Below are 19,077 nucleotides of genomic sequence, written 5' to 3'. Positions count from 1 at the left end.
CGTCCGCGTTGCGTAGGCTGGTTGTCCGGGACGTGAGCCGCAGGAGCGAGCATGGTCGCGGACATCTTTATCGGCTGGGCCATCGGCAAGCTGCTCGATCGCGGCACGGACGCGCTCAAGGCGAGCGACTCGGAGTACATCCTCACGGCGGCGACAATCGAGATCCGGTCCGAGTTCCCACCCGGATGGCGCGGCGATCGGCTGACCGAAGCGATCAAGGACCAGCTTCAAGGCCAGCTGGATCACGGCGGCGAGCTGCGGATCGCGTTCGAGGCTCAGCTCCTGCCGCTGCGAGACTTCGTTTTCGATCGCCCGGACCGCTCACGAGAGACCGCCGGCGAGTTGCTCGATCAGCTCGGACTCGACTTCGACGTCCTCGTCGCACTGGTCGTCGCGGGCTTCGAGCGAGCGGTCCGTACGGTGGCCGTCGAGCGGGCGAGCCTCCCGGAGAAGCTGCTCCTCGCCGAGGTCACGCAGCGGGCGGAGGCAGGATCCAGTGCCGTGCAGAACACGCTCGAGCGACCGCCCCGAACGATGGTCGGCCGCGATCACGAGCTTCGCCAGTTGCTCGCGATCGCCGACGTGGCGAGCACGCTTCTGGTCACCGCCGTCCACGGAATGGGTGGAGTAGGGAAGACAGCATTGGCTCGAAGGTTCGCAGCCAGTGTGCGAAAGCGGTTCCGCGACGCGACGTACGAGATCGACCTCCATGGCTTCACTCCCGGCCAGGAGCCTCGGCGACCGGACGACGCACTTGCCGACCTGCTGCGGCTTGCCGGCTTCCCTGCCACGTCGATTCCGTCCAGCCTGACGGGAAAGAGCGAACGTTGGAGGGGATGGCTCGCGTCGCATTCGGTGCTGCTGGTCATCGACAACGCCCGATCCGCAGGGCAGGTGGCGCCGCTGCTTCCGGGCGAGGCGCCCGGCTGTCTCGTCCTGGTCACCAGCCGTGAATCCCTGCCTGAGTTGGAGGTCGACCACAGGCTGCGACTCGACCTGCTCTCCGAAGCGGACTCGGTGGCCCTGCTCCAGAAGCTTTCCGGTCGTACCGACGAGGTGGAGCTGGCCGAGATAGCGCGCATCTGCGGCTGGCTGCCACTCGCGTTGCGCGCGATCGGCCCGCTGCTGAACAGCATGACCCCGAGCGATCTGGTCCAGGTGATGCGTTCGGCCGCGAACCCGCTTGAACATTTGGACGAGGTGGAACGTGCCGTACACGCCGCCCTCACCGTTTCCTATGAGGCCCTGGGGAATACGTCGCGGCAGCGGCTGCGGTGGCTCGCGATCCATCCCGGTCCGGATTTCGACGCCGCCTCGGCAGCCGCACTGTGGGACGTTCCGCCGGCATTCGCGATGGTCGAGCTGACTCGCCTGACGACAGCCAACCTCCTGCTCCGCACAGCCGGCGAACGGTTCGAGTTCCACGACCTGCTGCTGGCATACCTCCGCGACCTCGCCGCGCGGCATGACGCTGCCGTTCGCGCCGGGGTCATGGAGCGGCTGTTTCGCAGTCTGAACGAACGGCTCTGGGCGGCGAGGGAAGAACGCGGAATCCTCGGAGGTGACGCGCCCGCGTTCCGTTCGGCTCACATCTTCGGTGGTTCGAAAGCAGCCGTCGCTTGGCTGGAGGCCGCGGCGTCGGAGCTGGAGGCGGTCGCCAAGGCCGCGATCGAGTCGGCCTGGTCCGACGCTTTCACCTTCGCCAAGGAATCGGCCTACTGGCTTTGGCTGAACGGCCGGCTCCCCGCAGCGCAAGCGGTTCTGGCCACGATAGAGCGGGTCTCGGAGAGGCGGCAGGACAAGCTTGCACACGCGTACGCGCTGTGGGGACAGGCGGAGGTGCTGAGAGTCCTGGGCCGATTCTCCGCGGCGATCGACCTGTTCAGGCGATCCTACGACCTGGCCGTCGAGATCGATGATCCGCAGAGCATCGCGAGAGCACTGCGCGGGCAGGCCGAAGTCGACCGGTGCCGGGAACGGCACGAGGCGGCGGCCGAGATGTTCGCGGAATCGGCGGCCTTGTTCGCGTCTGCCGGCGACCGCTTCGGCGAAGCGAACGCCTTGCGAGGATCCGCCGAGATAGCCAGAGCGAGTGGCCGGCTTCAGCAGGCCACCGAACTGTACGACCGCTCGGAGAGGCTCTACGGCGAGATCGGCGAACGCCTCGGCGAGGCCGACATCCTGCGGGGACGGGCCGGCATCGCCCAGTGCACCGGAGACTACGCGGCGTCCGCCGAGCGGTATCGAAAGGCGCAGGACCTCTACGAGGAGGTCGGAGACTCCCGTGGCAAGGCGAACACGTTCGAAGGATTGGCCGAGTTCCATCGTTCGTTGGGCGGCTTGGCCGAGGCGGCGGAGGAATATCGATCTGCGATCGTCCTGTACGAGGAGGCCGGTGACTTGTTCGGACAGGCCCATGCCTGGTTCGGCTGGGCCCAGCTAGCCGAGGAGATGGGCGCATCGGGCGCGGCCCGGGAGGCCTACCGCAACGCGCTAAGCCAGTACGCAGCGATGGAGCTGACCGAGCGAGCGGGTCGTTGCGCCGAAGCGTTGTCCCGGCTGGATTCGGGGTGACTGGCGGATATGGTCGGGGGCATGGCGACGTACGCGTACGAGATCGTTGACGTGTTCACCGACCGGGCCTTCGCCGGCAATCCGCTGGCGGTCGTGCTCGAGGCTGAAGGGTTGGGGGATGCGCAGCTCGCGGCGATCGCGAGGGAGTTCAATCTTTCCGAGACCGCGTTCGTGCTGCCGCCCACGAGCGATGCCGACTATCGCGTACGTATCTTCACGCCCGCGCGCGAGCTGCCGTTCGCCGGGCATCCGAGCGTGGGCACCGCTGTCACGCTGGCGCGGCTCGGGCGGATCGGGCAGGGCGATGTCGTTCAGGAGTGTGGTGCCGGGCTGCTGCCGATCACGATCGACGGTGACCTGGCGACGCTGACCGGTGGGGTGCCCACGGTCGGCGAGGAGCTGGATCCCAAGGCTCTGCTCGCCACGGCCGGCCTCAGCGAGGCGGATCTGGTCGGGCTGCCCGCGCGGACGGCCGGTGCCGGGCTCGACCACACGTTCCTGCCGGTCTCCGACGAGGCGGTCGGCCGGGCCAGCCTCGACCTCGCGGCCGCGCGGGCGCACGGCATCGACAAGGTCTACGTCTTCTCCTGGAACGCCGCGACCGGCAAGGTGCACGGCCGGTTGTTCGGGCCAGGCGTGGGCGTGCTCGAGGACCCGGCGACGGGCTCGGCGGCGGTCGGGCTGGGTGTCTGGCTCGCCGCGAGCGGTCAGGTGCCTGCCGACGCCGAGACGCCGTACGTCATCTCACAGGGCGCCGAGATGGGTCGGCCGTCGGTGCTGAGCTGCACGGTGACGACCGCGGCCGGTGCGGTCGTGCGCACCACTGTTGCCGGGCAAGTGGTTCCGGTCGCGTCCGGACGGCTGACGGTCTAGCCAGCCCACACAAGGCCGAACTCCGCGATCTCGCTGACAAGTGGGCTCGCGTTCGGCCATGATGGGAGCGCTCCCGCGAGCGATGGGCGGATCACTCGACGGAGGTCCGTTCCGCTTCTGTCGTCTGGGAAGAAGACCATGCGCTTCCGCCGTCGCTTCCGGTTCGCCGCCGCCGCCGTCGTCGCCTTGTTCGGCCTCGTCGCCGTTTCGTTGTTCATACCGATCGCGGCCGGACAGGCCGCTCCACCCGAGGCCGTCGCCGGCTACTCGTTCGACGACGGCACCGCACAGGGCTGGTTCGCCCGCGGTGCCGCGACGGTCGCGGCCAGCCCGGACGCGGCCCGCAGCGGTACGCACGGCCTCCGAACCACCGGCCGAGCGGACACCTGGCAGGGCCCGGGCGTCCAGCTCGCCGACCGGCTGGTGACCCGCGCGACCTACACCGTCGAGGCCTACGTCCGGCTCGGCGCCGGCGAGGCCGACACGCCCGTCTTCCTCACCATGCAGCGCACGCCGGCCGGCGGTACGACCGCGTTCGACCGCATAGCCTCCGGGTCGGCGACCGCCGGCGGCTGGACCAGGCTGTTCGGCGAGTACGTCGTGCCGAGCGAGTCGACCGAGCTCCAGCTGTACGTCGAGAGCGAGAGCGCCACCGCTGCGTACGACCTCGACGACGTGACGGTCACGCTCACCGCGAACCCGCCCGAGGGCCCGCCGGACGAGGCGCCGATCTCCGGCGACTTCGAGTCCGGCAGCCTGCAGGGCTGGGCGCCGCGGATCAGCTCCGAGACGCTGACCGTCACCACGGCCGACGCGCACAGCGGGCAGGCGAGCCTGCTGACGACGAACCGCACCCAGCCGTACGCCGGTCCGACGCTGAACCTGCTCGGGCGTACGACGAAGGGCAAGAAGTACGCGTTCACGGCATGGGTGAAGCTCGCGCCCGGCGAGGCGCCGGCCGACCTCCGGCTGAGCCTGGAACGTCGTACGGCCGGAACGCCGAGCTACCAGACGCTCGCGTCCGCGCCCGGCGTGACCGACGCCGCCTGGGTACGGCTGACCGCGACGTACACGCTCGCGGTCGACGTGGACTTCTTCGCCGTCTACGTCGAGACCGCGAGCGGCACGGCGTCGTTCTACCTGGACGACTTCACGCGTGAGTACATCCGGCCGAAGCCGATCCAGACCGACATCCCTTCGCTGAGAGACGTTTTCGCCGACGACTTCCGGATCGGCACGGCGATCTCACCGAGCGACACGGTTGGTGTGGCGAGCGAGCTGGCCGTCAAGCACTTCAACTCCGTCACGCCCGGCAACGCGATGAAGTGGGACGCGACCGAGCCGGCCGAGGGGGAGTTCCGGTTCACCGACGCGGATCAGGTGGCGTCGTTCGCTGCATCCAACGGTCTTGCGTTGCGCGGGCACACGTTGATCTGGCACAGCCAGACACCGGCGTGGGTCTTCCAGGACGCGTCGGGCCGCGAGCTCACCAACAGCCCCGCGGACAAGGCGTTGCTGCTGGCGCGGGTGGAGAACCACGTTCGTGCGGTCGCCGGCCGGTATGCCGGCCAGATCTACGCGTGGGACGTCGCGAACGAGGTGATCGACGAGTCGCAGCCGGACGGGTTGCGCCGCAGCCGGTGGTACGAGATCGCCGGGGACGACTACCTGCGTACGGCGTTCCGGGTCGCGCGGGAGGTCGCACCCGGCGCCAAGTTGTACATCAACGACTACGGCACCGAGGCTCCGCGTAAACGACAGGCGCTGTATTCGGTGGTCGCGCGGCTGCGTGCCGCGGGCGTGCCGATCGATGGCGTGGGACACCAGCTGCACATCAACAGCGACCGGCAGAGTGTGGCCGAGGTCGAGGCGACGTTCCGCTTGTTTGCCTCGCTGGGGGTGGAGCAACAGGTGACGGAGCTGGACATCAGCGCGTACACGAACTTCGTGGAGTCTTCGCCTGCGGTGTCGGCCGAAACGCTTGCGGAGCAGGGATATCGCTATCGAGACCTGTTCGACCTGTTCCGGCGGTATCGCTCGGCGCTGACGACGGTGACGATCTGGGGGATGTCGGACGGCGGGACGTGGTTGCGGAGCTTCCCGTTCCCGCGGCTGGACTGGCCGCTGCTGTTCGACGAGGACCTGCAGGCGAAACCCGCGTACTGGGGCGTGGTCGATCCGGCGCACCTGCCTGCGCTGGATCTTCGGATGTCCGTGCCGAAGGGCTCGCCTGTTGTCGACGGGCGTCCGGAGCTGGAGTGGGACCTGCTGCCGGGGGCGTCGGTGTACTCGCCGGGCGTGGTGTCCGGAACCTTCAAGCTGCGTTGGGATTCGCGGTGGCTCTACGTCCTCGCGGACGTACGTGATCCGGTCCGGAACGCCTCGGATGCTTTGGAGGTCGTCGTCGACGGAACTCCGTATCGGATCGGCCGATCCGGCACGTGCACGTCGGGCGTACGGGCGCGTACGTCGTCGCTCGCGAGCGGCTATCGCGTCGAGGCGGCAATCCCGTTGGCGTCGACTGGGGCGGTGGATCGCGTTCTGCCGTTCGACATCCGCTTCCGCGACGGTGCTGGGAGTGGTGTGGTGGCGGATGGTAACTGGAGCTCGGTGCAGCTCGCGAACCCGGTCGCCCGTACGGACGCCTCGCGCGCCACACCGGTCGTCGACGGCGTCGCCGAGCCGGCCTGGGCCCGTGCGCCGCGCGTGGCAACCGGTGTGCAGGTGTCGGGCAACGGCGGAGCAACGGCCACCGCCCGCCTCCTCTGGGACTCGGACCACCTGTACGTCCTGGCGGAGGTGACCGACCCAGTGCTGGACGAGTCCAGCCCGAACACCTACGAACAGGACTCGATCGAAATCTTCCTCGACCCGGACAACACCAAGGACTCCGGCTACATCGACGACGACGGCCAGTACCGGATCTCGTTCACCAACCACCAGACGATCACCGGCAACCGTTTCACCCAGCCCCTGATCGCCGACAACCTGGTGAGCGCGACCCGCACCACGCCGACGGGCTACATCGTCGAGGCGTCGATCGCGTTCGAAACCCCGAAGCCGCGCAACTCCCTGCTCGGCTTCGACCTCCAAGTCAACGACGCAACGGCTGGCACCCGCACAGCCGCCCGGACCTGGTACGACGGCACCGGCCGTTCCTTCGTCGACACCTCACACTGGGGAGTGCTCCAGCTGAAGTAGCTCACGCTGATGGCGCCTGGCCATCAGCTGGACGTGTTCGGCGATCGCACCTACGTGGGCCAGGACGTCGGCGGGTGCTTGTGTGACGTCGACGACCCGCAGGTGGATCCGCTGCCCGGTTCGGCCGATGGTGACGACAGGCGGTGTGCCCAGTGCCGAGGCGTACAACAACATTCCGTCGGACATGTCGAGTGCCGTCATGTAGGCGAGCAGCTGATAGATGTCGTCGTTGGGGGCGCTTGTGTTCATGCGCTTGTACTTGCAGTCGCCGACGAACAGGCAGCGCCTCCCGGCCCACCATGACAGGTCCGGCTCGAGGCGTACGGTCCGTTCGACGTCCAGCCAGGTTCGACGTACCGACTTACCCGAGGGGAAGGCGCTTTGATCGAGCCGAAGCTGTTCCCGGAGCGCAGTGCGGACGAACTGTTCGAAGACGTCGTTCATGTCGATGAGAAACGCACTCGCGGCTTGGCTGCCCGAGCGTGCCTCGACACCGATGCCGGCAAGGATCATCCGGGCCAAGGAGACGGCGGGCCGGTAGTGCTCGTTCAGGCGCGTCCATCGTGGCTCCGGCACGTCGCGCCCGTCCGGCACGACGGTGCTGATGCCGTTCAGCTGCTGGTGCAGGCCGGCCAGCCGAGCACGCGAACTCGGGTGGCGAAGGCGCAGCCGGCCGAGGGTGTCGACAGCGGACCGCAGCAGCTGGTTCTCGAGGATGTCGGGTGTGAAGTCGTCGTAGGCGACCTCGACCGGCAGCGCGAGCCCAGTCCGAGCGCGCATCTGGTCGGCGATCCGAATCCGCCCTCGCACCGTGGGCAAGGTGTCGGCGAAGTTGCGGTAGTCGTGGAGGAGCCCGCGGCGTAAGGCCACCTCCACCGTTGTCGCGAAGAGCGGAACGATCGCCTCGGCAAGGCCGGCGGCCTGCTCGACCTGCGCACTCGACGGACGCCAACCACGAGGATCCAGTGCGTACGAGACCAGGAAGAGCACGGGCGCGATGCCGACCTTCGGCCGTAGCTCGACGGTCAGATCGCCCACACTGACGACGCCGACGCTCGAACCGCTCGTCAGGGTGTACGTGTCGGTGCTCGACGGGCACGGCTGCACTGTCAGGTCGGGCACCAGATCTCGCAAGACGTCGCGCTCGACGGTCGTGAGCGGAAACGGCTCGGACGGCACGTACTCCGTGAGCACGAGTTCGCGGGTCATGACTCGGAAGGGTCCGTCTCTTCGACGGCCGCCGGCTGGGCTGAAGGCTTGCGAAGCACATCGAGCTTGAACCGGTCGAGCTCGTCCGGGTTGGAGAAGAAGTGTTCCTCGAGAAACGGCATGACCGAGTGGTTCCAGGCCATCGCCACGGAGTCTTCGTCCAGCGCCGGTTTCATGAAGTGGCTCGGGCCGATGGCCACATGCCGGTCGTCGAGCTCCTTGTTTGCGCGATCCACTACGTCCGCGACCCACTGCAGGTCCCGGTGATGATCGGCGAGCCAGCGCCGGAGCACGTCGTTGATGGGCGGCTTGTCGGGGAAGAACTCGACGAAGTGGAAGCGGCGCCGCAGGGCGGTGTCGACGAGCGCGATGGATCTGTCCGCCGTGTTCATGGTGGCGATGATTCGCAGGTTCTTCGGGAGCGCGAACGAGACATCGGAGTACTGCAGACGGATCTCCTCGTCGCGGTACTCCATCAGGAAGAGCAGCTCGCCGAGAACCTTCGCCACGTTCGCGCGGTTCAGCTCGTCGATCAACAAGACGTGGGTGACGTCCGGCCGCTCCTGTGCCGTCGCCGCGATCCGCTTGAGCGGGCCGTCGACGACTTCGTAGGTCACCTGGCCGCTCTCCTCGGCAAGCCTCGGGCGGTAGCCCTCGACGAAGTCCTCATAGGCGTAGGACGGATGGAACTGGACCTTCTCGACCGTGCCGCCTCCGCGCGCGATGTGGCCGGCCAACTTGCGCGCGACGTAGGTCTTGCCGGTGCCTGGCGGGCCGTAGAAGACGACCTGGCCCTTGTCGTCGAGCAGTCGAAGAGTCTGGTTGAGGAAGTCCTCCGTGAGATAGAGCTCTTCCGCAAGTGTCTTCAGAGTGGCTTCCGGAACGCGCCGGCGCAGCCGCCACCAGGTGAACTCTTGGACGCCCCATGGGTCATCGGGCAGATACGGCTCGAGACGCGAACGGATCTGGTCGTTGCAGGCGGCAGCCAGCCCGCCCGGGGTGAGACCGGTCGGCGGCTCCTCACCGAGCAGCTCGAGGATCTGCAGCTTGCCGACCTTGCCGGCTGTCACGTAGCAAGGAATCCACCGTTGGGGGTCGGCCACAGCGAGCGCCTTGACGAGCATCGCCTCGCCCACGCCAGGCAACTTGTAGTCACCGCCGAGACAGTCGTCGAGCCGCTGCTCGACCTCGCCCGGGCCGTGGAGAAGGTGTCGCAACGTCGACATCAGCCGCGCGGTTGTCTCCTCGGACTGAAGCAATCGGTTGAACCCTGGCTGGGAACCTGGCGAACCGTAGGCAGGTCCGGCGAGCCTGCGCAGTAGAGGAAGGGCTGGTTCGTCGAGTGCCGTGAGCGTCAGCGCGGCAGCCAGTTCGGCCCGCTCGCGAGCGCGTTCCTCCCTGCCGTTAACGGGATAGTCGACCTCTTTGCGGAACGCCTCAACCAGGTCAGCCAGCTGGTCCACTTCCTGCCCTCTCATGAACCGCTCGTACATCTCGATCTCGCGTGGGGACCAGCCGTCGGGTGCTGCACCCGACATCAGCCGCCACAACACGCCCTGCGCGTCCAGCCGGTCGCGCATCCGCTCGACCCCGCCTGCCCGGCAAGCGGCCGCGAAGGCGTCGAGGAACTCCAGGGCTTCGCCGTATCTCTCACCAGGGCTCGGATTCGAACCCTGCGGCCATTCGGCGAGCTGGTACGCCTTCGCGAACGGTGTCGCGCGATAGATGGGATGGTGCTCCGCACCCCGGGCCACGGCGAGATAGGACGCCAGGTTGGTCTGCGTGCCAGCCCCGGACACCTCAGCCGGAAGGGCCGCACAGAAGGCTGCGACGGCGTCGGCGGCTTCCCGCTGTTCGTCCCACAACGCGAGGAGAGCCTGCCGTGCGTCCTCCTGGTTCGCGTCCACCCAGTTGAGCAGCGGGCCGTGGGCGTAGAACGTCGTGAGGTTGTTGGGCGAGCCGAACGCTTGCCGCAGAAGCTGGGGCCACTCCGGCTCGTTCGAACGTACGGAATTGGCGGCCGCCGTGACCTTCTCGGCGATCCGAAGCTTGTACTGGCGTTCCTCGGCATCGAAGTCGATCGACTCGGCGAACCGCCGCGCCCAACGGACGAGGTCGTCCCATCGGCCGGTGCGGGCCGGCTCAGGCTCCAGCGGTGCGATGGACAGGATCGCACGCCATTGGTCCCGGGTGACCGCGAAGTCCGTTCCATGCCAGGGCCGGAGCAGGACGTCCAATCCAGCCAGAACGGGATCTGTTCGCGCCTGGTCTCGGGTGATCGGCGGCAGAACATGCCGCTCGATCCGCAGGTCGACCCGATGCTCCTCCGCGCCTACCGTCTCCGGGCGGAAGTCGGCGGTCGGCGCCAAGCGGGGCGTGCCGGTGAGGCGTGCCAACGCATAGATGCCGGCGCGGGCGCCGGACTGCCAGAGAACGACGCCGTCACCTGGGCGCATCTCGTCGCGATACCGGGTGACCACCCAACTGTCGTTCGTGCCTGGCGGCAGCTGCGGCAGGTGCTCGAAGAGGTCGTACTGCTTCGGGTTGCACTGGAACATCCAGTACCGTCGCTCGCCCGCGGCCCAAGGCGAGCCGGCCGGCCAGCGGTCGGCGAAGCGCTCGCGTACCTGCGCCGCGTAGCCCGTGTCGATCGGGAACAGGTAGCCCATCTTCGGCTTGCCGTGGAGGTTGAACGGCCCTTCGCCGCCATCGCGGGGCGGCAACTCGACCAGCGGGATTCCGTCGTCGAGCGGGAAGTATTCGACCCTCGTCAACCAGCCTCTGTCGCGTTCGGAGGCTGGACCATAGGTCCGTTCGACGTCGCCCGGGGAACCACCGGAGACCACCTCGCCCAAGGCAAGGATCACTCCGTGGCGGTAGTGCAGTACGACGTCGCCGGGCGTCATCCGTGCCACGTTCGTGTGGTGGGCCACTTGGGCACCGGCGCTGCCTGCGAAAACGACCCCGGTAGCGCTTTCCTCGGCAAACGACTTCCCTTGATTCACCCACCAGACTCCGGTGGGCGGTTGCTCGACGGCTCGGTTGAACCTCGGCCGGAGGATGGCTACGAGTTGCGCCTTCAGCGCCGGTGGATCGTCGGTCGTCTGCCAGCGCACGGTGCAGGCGGCCAGCCAGGCCCGGATCTCCTCCGCGGTGGCCACGTGGCCGGCGGTGTCGAGTTGCTCGCCAACCTGCTGGTGCAGGACGGAAGCCAGCCGGTCTCCGCTCAGATGCTGGCGAAGGCGTTGGCGCAGCTGACTGGTCTGTCCGACATATACCAGTTCACCTTCGCCGTCGATCACAACGTGTACACCTGGAGCAGCCGGAGCTGAACTCACAGTGTCGCCCGTAAAGGGAGCTGCCTCGCTGAACCCCGCCAATCGCGGTGCCAGGTCCTGATCCATACCCATCCTCCGAGGCCTGCCGGCCTCGCTCGCCTCGTACCCCCACCCTCGCACAACTGCGTCACCTCTATCCGGCGAAACAGGGACTTGGGTGGGTTGCCGGCTCGGCGGGTGGCACCCGGATGGTGGGTGAGCTGCAGGCTGGAGGGTGCAGCTCACCCACGTTCGATCAGGCGACGACGATGGTGAGGGACTCCTGCGCGGGATCCGAGCGCAGGACGAACTCCGCGATCCGGCCGGCGGCGGAGAGGTCGGCTTTGGCCTGCTCCAGTTGGGCGATCTCGGCCTCGGGGCCGCTGATTTCCACGCGTTCCAGCTCGGCGCGCATGGAGAGTTTGCGGTCGGACTTGGCGCCGCGGATGGACGACAGCGCCGCGCTCACGGTTGACAGGATCTCAGGGTCCCCGCCGGAAGGGAGCTCGTCCGCCGTTGGCCAGGGCGCACGGTGGATGGAGTCGTCGTGCCACCAGGACCAGACCTCTTCCGTCACGTACGGCATGATCGGCGCAAACAGCCGCAGCAACGCGGACAGGGCCACCGTCAACGTCGCCTTGGCGGACGAGGATCCTGCGTAGGCGCGATCCTTCACCAGCTCGAGATAGTCGTCGCAGAAGGACCAGAAGAGTTTCTCCGTCGCCTCCAGCGCGCTCGTGTAGTCGAATGCCTCGAACGACGACGTTGCCTGCGTGATCACCGACGACAGCTGCGCGAGCAGGGACAGGTCGAGTGGTTCGGTCACGTCGGCAGCGGACAGGTCGGCGCCGCCGAACGACAGGGCGAACTTGCTGGCGTTCAGGATCTTGATCGCCAGCCGCCGGCCGATCTTCATCTGGGTTTCGTCGAACGGGGAGTCCATCCCCGGCCGCGCACCTGCCGCGCGCCAGCGCACCGCGTCGGACCCGAACTGGGAGAGCACGGCCATCGGCGTCGTCGCGTTGCCGGTCGACTTGCCCATCTTCTTCCGGTCCGGATCCACCACGAAACCGGAGATCGCGCACACCCGCCAGGGCAGGCTGTCGTGTTCGTAGTGTGCGCGCAGCACCCTGGTGAACAACCAGGTGCGGATGATGTCGTGTGCTTGTGCCTGCATGTCCATCGGGAACGTCCGTGCGAACAGATCCGGGTCGCGTTCCCAGCCGCAGGCGATCTGGGGCGTGAGCGATGACGTGGCCCACGTGTCCATGATGTCCGGGTCGCCGATGAAGCCGTCCGGCTTGCCGCGCTGGTCCTCGGTGTACCCGGAAGGCACGTCGGACGCAGGGTCGATCGGCAACTCGTCCTCGGACGGCAGCAGCGGGCGCGAGTGGTCGGGCTCGCCCGACGCGGACAGGGGATACCACACCGGGAAGGGCACGCCGAAGTAGCGCTGCCGGCTGATCAGCCAGTCGCCGGTGAGGCCGTTGGCCCAGTGCTCGTAACGATGCCGCATGAACTCCGGCACCCACGTGATGTCGCGGCCGCGGGCGAGCAGCCCCTGCCGCAAGTCAGCGTCCCGGCCGCCGTTGCGAATGTACCACTGCCGGCTGGACACGATCTCGAGCGGCAGGTCGCCCTTCTCGTAGAACTTCACCGGATGCGTGATTTCCCGCGGCTCACCGAGCAGTTCGCCGGACGCCCGCAACAGCTCTTCCACCCGCCGCCGCGCCTGCTTGACGGTCAGTCCGGCGAGCTCGTCGTACGCCGACTCGGGCACGCCGGCCGGTGGCTCGAGCAGGAACCGCCCGTCACGGCCGATGACGGTACGGGTGGGCAGGGCGAGCTCTCGCCACCACGTCACGTCGGTGATGTCGCCGAACGTACAGATCATCGCGATGCCGCTGCCCTTGCCGGGATCGGCGAGCTGGTGCGCGAGGATCGGGATCTCCACCCCGAACAGGGGTGTCCGCGCGGTCTTGCCGACCAACGCCTGGTAGCGCGAGTCGTCCGGGTGCGCCACCAGCGCCACGCACGCCGGCAGCAGCTCCGGCCGCGTCGTGTCGATGGACAGATCATCGGCGCCGACGTGGAACGCCAACCGGTAGTACGCACCTGGCCGTTCGTGATCCTCCATCTCGGCTTGCGCGACCGCCGTCTGGAACGTGACGTCCCACATCGTCGGCGCCTCGGCCTGGTAGGCCTCGCCGCGCGCGAGGTTGCGCAGGAACGCCCGCTGCGACACCGCTCGTGAGACCTCGCCGATCGTCGTGTACAGCAGCGACCAGTCGACGGAGAGCCCGAGCCGGCGCCAGAGCTCCTCGAAAGACTTCTCGTCCTCTGCTGTCAGCTGCTCGCACAGCTCTGTGAAGTTGCGCCGCGAGATCGGAATCTGTTGTTTTCCAGGCCTGTCCGGCGGCTGGAACGCCGGGTCGTACGGCACCGACGGGTCGCAGCGCACGCCGTAGTAGTTCTGCACGCGCCGCTCGGTGGGTAGACCGTTGTCGTCCCACCCCATCGGATAGAAGACCTCGTGTCCACGCATCCGCCGGAACCGCGCGACGAGGTCGGTGTGGGTGTAGGAGAACACGCTCCCGACATGCAGGTTGCCGGACGCGGTGGGTGGGGGAGTGTCGATGGAGAACACCTGGTCGCGGGTCGCCGTGCGGTCGAACCGGTAGGTGCCGCGCTCTTCCCAGCGGCGCGACCAGCGTTCCTCGAGCCCGTCCAGGCTCGGCTTGTCAGGGATATCGATCATGATGACTCACCTGTAGGTGGTGACGAGCGCACACGGCTCGGTTCAGCCGGGTGTACGCGAAAAGGACACGGTCAGGGGCGGAGAGCGCTCAAAGGCGCGCGGGTACTCGTGCCCGCGCGCTGCCTGCGCAGCCCAAACCGTAGGTAGTCATCGCGACGATGATAGGCCAATCCCGCGGCGCCGCGCCACCGGCTTGCGATCAGGGCCGGCTGGGCCCGGCCCAGAAGAACGCGAAGACGTCGCCGCGCTCGCGCCCGTCGTCGGGAGCTGCGCGGAGCTTCCACTTGCCGAAGACGCGGTTGAGGTCCGCTGTCAGCTCGCGCAGCTCGCCGGGGGTGAGCTTGAACCAGTTGTTGCTGGCCAGTGCGGCATCGGCCCACTCCTCGGGCAGGCTGTCCCGCTCCGCCCGGAAGTTCTGCATGCGGTCGACGAGCTGGCCGAGGAAGACATCGGAAGCTGCCTCCGCCGCGGCCAGACCCGCCGGATCGCCGGCGAAGTCGGCGCGCCGCCAGGAGAACGAGCCGGTCGCCTGCCACCAGCGCTCGCGCCCGTCCTTGGCGAGCTCCGGCACCTCGACGATGAAGTCGAACCGGGCCAGCTGGGTGAGGTGGTACGACAGCAGCCCGACCGGCTCCTCCAGCCGCTTGGACAGCAGCGAAGCCGTCGCCGGACCGTCGACGGTCAGGACGTGGTAGAGCCGCATCCGCAGCGGGTGAGCGAGTGCCTTCAGCGCTGCCGGGTCGGTGACGTAACGCTTCTTGGGGCTTGACATCGCAATTCAGTATAGATGTATAACGTTTCTTGTATATCGTTCCAGACAAGGGGAAGTCGATGGAGGACGGCGATGTCAACGAGCTGCGGGTCCGCGCGATCGATCTGGCCCGGCTCGAGGCCGACGGTGACAAGGAGCTGATCGAGCTGCGGCCGCGGCTCGAACGCGACACGTTCTGGTGGGCGCCCGCCTGGGCGCCGGCGCTGGCACTCGCCTACCTCCGCAGCGGTCAGGCCGACGTTGCGTGGGAGGTGCTTCAGGCTGCGGCGGCCGACGGGTTCCACCAGCCCGAGTCGTTCCGGCTGGAACGCTGGTTCGGCTCCGACCCGCGCTGGCCGGGCCTGCTGAAGCTGATGCGCGACAGCGTTCCGCCGCCGAAGCTCGAGCTGCTCGACTGGCCGGACCCGGTGCCGAGCCTGTCGCCGAAGCTGATGCGCGCCGCGCCCGAGCGAGAGGCTCTGCTCCGCGAGCGCCTGCCCGAGCCGAAGTCCACAGCCTGGGAGACGGCGGTCGGCCTGCTGCACTGGGCGCAGGGCAGCTGGGAGCACACCGGAGGCAACCACGCCTACCAGGCCGACGCGGTCGAGATCCTCGACCGGGTGGGGAGCGGCGAGCGCTTCGCGTGCGTGGAGTTCACCATCGTGCTGTCCCACGCGCTCAACGCGGCGGGCATCCCGGCGCGCGGTGTGAGCCTCTACGGCGCCCACCACCACGTCGGCATCGGCAAGGGGCACCGCGTCTCCGAGGCGTGGATCGACGAGCTCGGCCGCTGGGTACTGCTCGACGGCCAGAACGGCGCGATCTGGACCGACGGCAACACCGACGAAGCCCTGGGGGTACGCGAGCTGCACCAGCGGTTTCTCGCCGGAGAGCCGCGGCCGCGGCTGGTCGGTTCGGCCAAGGAGTTCGGCGAGGACGACATGGACGAGTGGTGGTCGTACTTCGCCGGCATCGCGCCGACCGGCGTCCTGGTCGCGGACCGGACCTTCGTACCCCACTTCGAGAACGCCCTGCTGATGACGACCGACCGCCTCCTCCGCGACGACGCGCAGGCCTACCCCGAGCTCGGCCAGGTCTCGATCGGCTTCGCCGGTACGCCGGAGGCGCCCGCGGTCACGCTGGACACGATTCACCCGTACGCCAAGGGATTCGAGGTCGAATGCAGGGGGCAGCGCACCGTGCTGCCGCGCACCGAGGCTCAGTGGCCGGTCGACCTCACGCCGGGCGAGCAGGTCGCGGAGATCAAGCTGGTCACGAACTACGGCGAGTACGACGCGGGCCGGATCACCTACGTCGCGCGTTGAGAGGACATCCGGATGGAGGAGCTGACCGGGCTGCGGCTGCGGGCCGAACGACTGCTGAACGACGACTACGCCCGCGGCCTGCTCGACCTCGTGCCAGAGCTGCGGGAGGACACACAGCAGTGGCCGCATGTGTGGGCTCCCGCCGCGGCGATCGCTGCGCACCGGGCCGGACAGCCGGATGCGATCCGCTTCCTGCGCGAGGCGATCGACGCCGGCTTCAGCCAGCCCGAGTTCTTCGAAGGCGACCTGGAACGCAGCTTCGACACCCACGCCGACTGGCCGGCGCTGCTGGAACGGATGCGGGCGAACGTCCCACCACCGCCGATCGAGCTGCTGGCCTGGCCGGCGCCACCTCCGTCCCTCCAGGTCGAGCTCTGTCGGATCGACGGTGGGCCGGTTCGCGAAGCGGAGTTGCGGAAACGCCTGCCTGAGCCCGGGCCGGGCGCCTGGGAGACGGCTCGCGACCTGTTGCGATGGGTCGCGCAGCGGTGGAAGCACGCGAACGACCACGTGGCTCCAGACGCGCTGGAGATCCTGGATCGCGTCGACGGCGGCTCGCGGTTCGCCTGCGACGAGTACGCCGTCGTTCTCGCGCAGGGCCTGAACGCACTCGGCATTCCGGCCCGCCGCGTCGGCCTGTTCCAGCGCGACCACTACTTCGGCGTCGGGCGGGCGCACTCGGTTGCGGAAGCCTGGATCGACGACCTCGACTCCTGGGTGCTGCTCGACGGGCAGAACGGGGCCTACTGGCGCGCTGAAGCCGGCCGCCCGCTCAGCACACACGAGCTCCACGGAATCTTCTCGGCAGGCGGCCGGCGGCCGGAGTTGGTCTGTCTGGCCGATCCGCTGAGCGAGCAGGCGAGCGAGTTCTGGTGGACGTACTTCGCTGCGATCTCGACGACCGGTGCCAACTGGATGGGCGGTCCGTTCAGCCCGATCTTCCAGGAGCGCTTCCTGCTCGGCACCGACCGGCTGGTCGCCAAGCCCGAGGACGCGTACCCCAGGCTGTCCGACACCTGGGTCAGCGTCACCGGCACGCGCGAGGCGCCCGCGCTGACGTTCGGCACAACGCATCCGTACGCCCGCGGCTTCGTCGTCGCCTGCTGTGGCCGGAGGACGGAGCTGGCCACAGGAGACCCGGAGTGGTGCCTCGATCTCATGGCGGGTGGCCACGAAGCGACCGTCTCGATCGTTACGGACTATGGCGAGAACCCGGCCGGAACCGTGGCTTATCGCGTGCGTCCAAGTACCCCCCAAGGGCCTTGACCGACAAGCTGGGCAAGGTGTACTACTTCACGTAGTATTTCTACTTGTCGTAGTAGGCGAAGCTGGAGGGCTGATGGTTGCGGGCTCGGCTGGGTCAGCCGCGTTGGCGATGGCGAGAGTCAAGGGGCAGGGCCGACGGATCATCGAGGCGGAGCTGAGCCGGTTGATACGCCGAAGTCCGCACCTGAGCGATGCCGACGTCGCGGCGATCGACCAGGCCCTCGATCACCTGCACACCCGGCTGGTCCTCGCGCGCATCCAACAGCTCGCCGACCGGCGGCCCGACCTCGTGGACGTCGCGGTGGCGCTGTTCGAGACCGGCATTAAGCTGCCCGAGTGATCGCAGCACTGGCAACCGGCCTGATCCTGGCGTGCTTGGCGTTCGCGCTGTTCGCGTTCGGTACGGCCGTCGCCCAGCGCGCGCCCGGCACCATCAACTTCTACCTCGCGCTTCTCGCCGAGGTCGGGCTGCTCGTACAGCTGGTGATCGGGATCGTCAAGCTGGCCGGACCCGCGCAGGCGGCCGAGCCGGGCACGTTCGTCGGCTACCTGATCACGTCCGTGCTGATCCTACCGCTCGCCGTGTTCTGGATGATCGCCGAACGTACGAAGTGGGGCGCGGTCGTGCTCGGGATCGCCTACCTCGTGCAGGTGGTCGTGACCTACCGGCTGTTCGACACCTGGGGACTGGTCGGTGGCTGAACGCTCCACGAGCACAGGCCCCGGCCGCGTCGTCGTACTCGTCTACGGCGTGTTCGCGCTGGCCGCCAGCGCGCGGGCCGGCTTCCAGCTCGCGACGCAGTTCCACGAAGCGCCGGTGGCGTACCTGCTGTCGGCGTTCTCGGCGGCCGTCTACATCGTCGCGACGATCGCGTTCGCGCGGAACGCCCGCCGGCTCGCACTGGTAACGGTCAGCATCGAACTGGCGGGCGTCCTGCTGATCGGGACGCTGAGCCTGGTCTGGCCCGCGGAGTTCCCGGACGCGACGGTGTGGTCGACCTACGGCATCGGGTACGGCTTCGTGCCGCTCGTGCTCCCGATCGTGGGCCTGCTCTGGTTGCGCCGCACCCGAGCAGCTCAGCCGGCCACCTCGGAGCAGTAGGCGATCGTCGCGTCGTCGTCCGCCTGAAACCGGCGGATCACTTCGGCAGGCCCCACCTCGTCGAGCAGCACCAGCAGGCCGGGCCAGTCGGTGGCGCTGTTGGCGACGCCGTTGCTGAGCAACGCCACGGCCGCCAGGCCCTCGAGCGGCCGGCTACCGGTGACCGCTTCGGCTGCTACGCGCGGGTCGTCTTTCGCGATGAAGTAGCCGCCCGGACGGTTGCGGTTCGCGCGGAACACCTTGATGGCCTCGGGCCTCGGGAGGGTCTGGACGCGTCGGCGCAGGTCGACCTCGCGGTGATCGGTGACGACTTCCGGAGCGGCGCCGGTCGGCTCGAAGACGACGAACGAGTCAGACAGCACGAGATAGTCCGCTCGTTCGCCGTCGATCCGGAACAGCGCGACCGTCGCTTGCGGGCTGCTGGGGTCTTCCACGTCGCAGGTGTCGCGATGGGCGTCGGTCACCTCGGAGATGGCTCCGGCCAGCAGGTCGGCCAATGGCAGGCCGTCGCCACGGGACAGCCGGCCGACCAACGCGCCGCCGAGCCGGTGGGTGTACCACGCCGTGCCGTGCCGGCAGAGCGCCTCCGCACCGCGGATACCGGCGCCGTCGAGCAGGACGACGGCACCGGGTAGGGCGGCCACGAAGTCCTCGTTCTCCCGCCCGGCGGTGCCGGGCCTGGTCGCCATCGCCACGCGCAC

At 68.4% G+C, this 19,077-nt stretch carries 13 protein-coding genes and 1 pseudogene; 8 read left to right on the top strand and 6 right to left on the bottom strand.

Going from position 1 to position 19,077, the window contains the following annotated elements; genetic code table 11:
- Positions 1-51: 51 nt before the first annotated feature.
- The 3 genes from ACYVF6_RS28600 to ACYVF6_RS28590 all read left to right on the top strand — a co-directional run bounded on the left by ACYVF6_RS28600 (position 52) and on the right by ACYVF6_RS28590 (position 6,648).
- Positions 52-2,574 (top strand): tetratricopeptide repeat protein, encoded by a 2,523-nt coding sequence (locus ACYVF6_RS28600; RefSeq protein WP_460525696.1) that lies wholly within the window; start codon positions 52-54, stop codon positions 2,572-2,574.
- Positions 2,575-2,595: 21 nt separating this feature from the next.
- Positions 2,596-3,447, top strand: a complete 852-nt coding sequence (locus ACYVF6_RS28595; RefSeq protein ID WP_460525695.1) for a PhzF family phenazine biosynthesis protein — start codon at positions 2,596-2,598, stop codon at positions 3,445-3,447.
- 138 nt (positions 3,448-3,585) lie between these two features.
- Entirely contained in the window at positions 3,586-6,648 is a 3,063-nt protein-coding gene (locus tag ACYVF6_RS28590; protein ID WP_460525694.1) for an endo-1,4-beta-xylanase, read from the top strand.
- Here ACYVF6_RS28590 and ACYVF6_RS28585 read toward each other — a convergent pair.
- From ACYVF6_RS28585 to ACYVF6_RS28565, 5 genes and pseudogenes are all read right to left on the bottom strand, one after another.
- A complete protein-coding gene (locus tag ACYVF6_RS28585) occupies positions 6,619-7,857 on the bottom strand; it encodes an McrC family protein (protein WP_460525693.1) in 1,239 nt (412 codons plus the stop codon). The two genes, ACYVF6_RS28590 and ACYVF6_RS28585, sit on opposite strands and share 30 nt — an antisense overlap.
- The gene (locus ACYVF6_RS28580) at positions 7,854-10,763 is read right to left on the bottom strand and encodes an AAA family ATPase (protein ID WP_460526580.1); all 2,910 of its coding nucleotides are present in this window, start codon (positions 10,761-10,763) and stop codon (positions 7,854-7,856) included. Before ACYVF6_RS28580 ends, ACYVF6_RS28585 begins: the two co-directional genes overlap by 4 nt.
- A 351-nt stretch (positions 10,764-11,114) precedes the next feature.
- Positions 11,115-11,261 (bottom strand): annotated as a pseudogene (locus ACYVF6_RS28575) (hypothetical protein); the annotation flags it as partial.
- A gap of 169 nt (positions 11,262-11,430) precedes the next feature.
- Positions 11,431-13,932, bottom strand: coding sequence for a valine--tRNA ligase (gene valS / locus ACYVF6_RS28570; protein ID WP_460525692.1), 2,502 nt, complete (start codon positions 13,930-13,932; stop codon positions 11,431-11,433).
- A gap of 199 nt (positions 13,933-14,131) precedes the next feature.
- Entirely contained in the window at positions 14,132-14,704 is a 573-nt protein-coding gene (locus ACYVF6_RS28565; protein WP_460525691.1) for a winged helix-turn-helix domain-containing protein, read from the bottom strand.
- Positions 14,705-14,763: 59 nt separating this feature from the next.
- Between ACYVF6_RS28565 and ACYVF6_RS28560 the strand changes: the two genes are divergently transcribed.
- The 5 genes from ACYVF6_RS28560 to ACYVF6_RS28540 all read left to right on the top strand — a co-directional run bounded on the left by ACYVF6_RS28560 (position 14,764) and on the right by ACYVF6_RS28540 (position 18,376).
- Positions 14,764-16,008 (top strand): transglutaminase domain-containing protein, encoded by a 1,245-nt coding sequence (locus ACYVF6_RS28560; protein WP_460525690.1) that lies wholly within the window; start codon positions 14,764-14,766, stop codon positions 16,006-16,008.
- Positions 16,009-16,020: 12 nt separating this feature from the next.
- A complete protein-coding gene (locus ACYVF6_RS28555; protein WP_460525688.1) occupies positions 16,021-17,274 on the top strand; it encodes a transglutaminase-like domain-containing protein in 1,254 nt (417 codons plus the stop codon).
- Positions 17,275-17,383: 109 nt separating this feature from the next.
- A complete protein-coding gene (locus tag ACYVF6_RS28550; protein WP_460525687.1) occupies positions 17,384-17,614 on the top strand; it encodes a hypothetical protein in 231 nt (76 codons plus the stop codon).
- The gene (locus ACYVF6_RS28545; protein ID WP_460525686.1) at positions 17,611-17,976 is read left to right on the top strand and encodes a hypothetical protein; all 366 of its coding nucleotides are present in this window, start codon (positions 17,611-17,613) and stop codon (positions 17,974-17,976) included. Before ACYVF6_RS28550 ends, ACYVF6_RS28545 begins: the two co-directional genes overlap by 4 nt.
- Entirely contained in the window at positions 17,969-18,376 is a 408-nt protein-coding gene (locus tag ACYVF6_RS28540; protein WP_460525685.1) for a hypothetical protein, read from the top strand. Before ACYVF6_RS28545 ends, ACYVF6_RS28540 begins: the two co-directional genes overlap by 8 nt.
- Here ACYVF6_RS28540 and ACYVF6_RS28535 read toward each other — a convergent pair.
- Entirely contained in the window at positions 18,352-19,065 is a 714-nt protein-coding gene (locus ACYVF6_RS28535; protein ID WP_460525684.1) for a protein phosphatase 2C domain-containing protein, read from the bottom strand. The genes ACYVF6_RS28540 and ACYVF6_RS28535 overlap by 25 nt on opposite strands.
- Between the last annotated feature and the right edge of the window lie 12 nt (positions 19,066-19,077).

This window comes from Flindersiella endophytica, assembly GCF_054779015.1.
This window is presented reverse-complemented; position numbering and strand designations above follow the sequence as displayed.

Excerpts from the sequence above, each read along its gene's own strand:
- ACYVF6_RS28600 (WP_460525696.1), top strand. The coding sequence starts at position 52 with ATGGTCGCGGACATCTTTATCGGCTGGGCCATCGGCAAGCTGCTCGAT.
- ACYVF6_RS28595 (WP_460525695.1), top strand. The coding sequence starts at position 2,596 with ATGGCGACGTACGCGTACGAGATCGTTGACGTGTTCACCGACCGGGCC.
- ACYVF6_RS28590 (WP_460525694.1), top strand. The coding sequence starts at position 3,586 with ATGCGCTTCCGCCGTCGCTTCCGGTTCGCCGCCGCCGCCGTCGTCGCC.
- ACYVF6_RS28585 (WP_460525693.1), bottom strand. The coding sequence starts at position 7,857 with ATGACCCGCGAACTCGTGCTCACGGAGTACGTGCCGTCCGAGCCGTTT.
- ACYVF6_RS28580 (WP_460526580.1), bottom strand. The coding sequence starts at position 10,763 with ATGACGCCCGGCGACGTCGTACTGCACTACCGCCACGGAGTGATCCTT.
- valS (WP_460525692.1), bottom strand. The coding sequence starts at position 13,932 with ATGATCGATATCCCTGACAAGCCGAGCCTGGACGGGCTCGAGGAACGC.
- ACYVF6_RS28565 (WP_460525691.1), bottom strand. The coding sequence starts at position 14,704 with ATGTCAAGCCCCAAGAAGCGTTACGTCACCGACCCGGCAGCGCTGAAG.
- ACYVF6_RS28560 (WP_460525690.1), top strand. The coding sequence starts at position 14,764 with ATGGAGGACGGCGATGTCAACGAGCTGCGGGTCCGCGCGATCGATCTG.
- ACYVF6_RS28555 (WP_460525688.1), top strand. The coding sequence starts at position 16,021 with ATGGAGGAGCTGACCGGGCTGCGGCTGCGGGCCGAACGACTGCTGAAC.
- ACYVF6_RS28550 (WP_460525687.1), top strand. The coding sequence starts at position 17,384 with ATGGCGAGAGTCAAGGGGCAGGGCCGACGGATCATCGAGGCGGAGCTG.
- ACYVF6_RS28535 (WP_460525684.1), bottom strand. The coding sequence starts at position 19,065 with ATGGCGACCAGGCCCGGCACCGCCGGGCGGGAGAACGAGGACTTCGTG.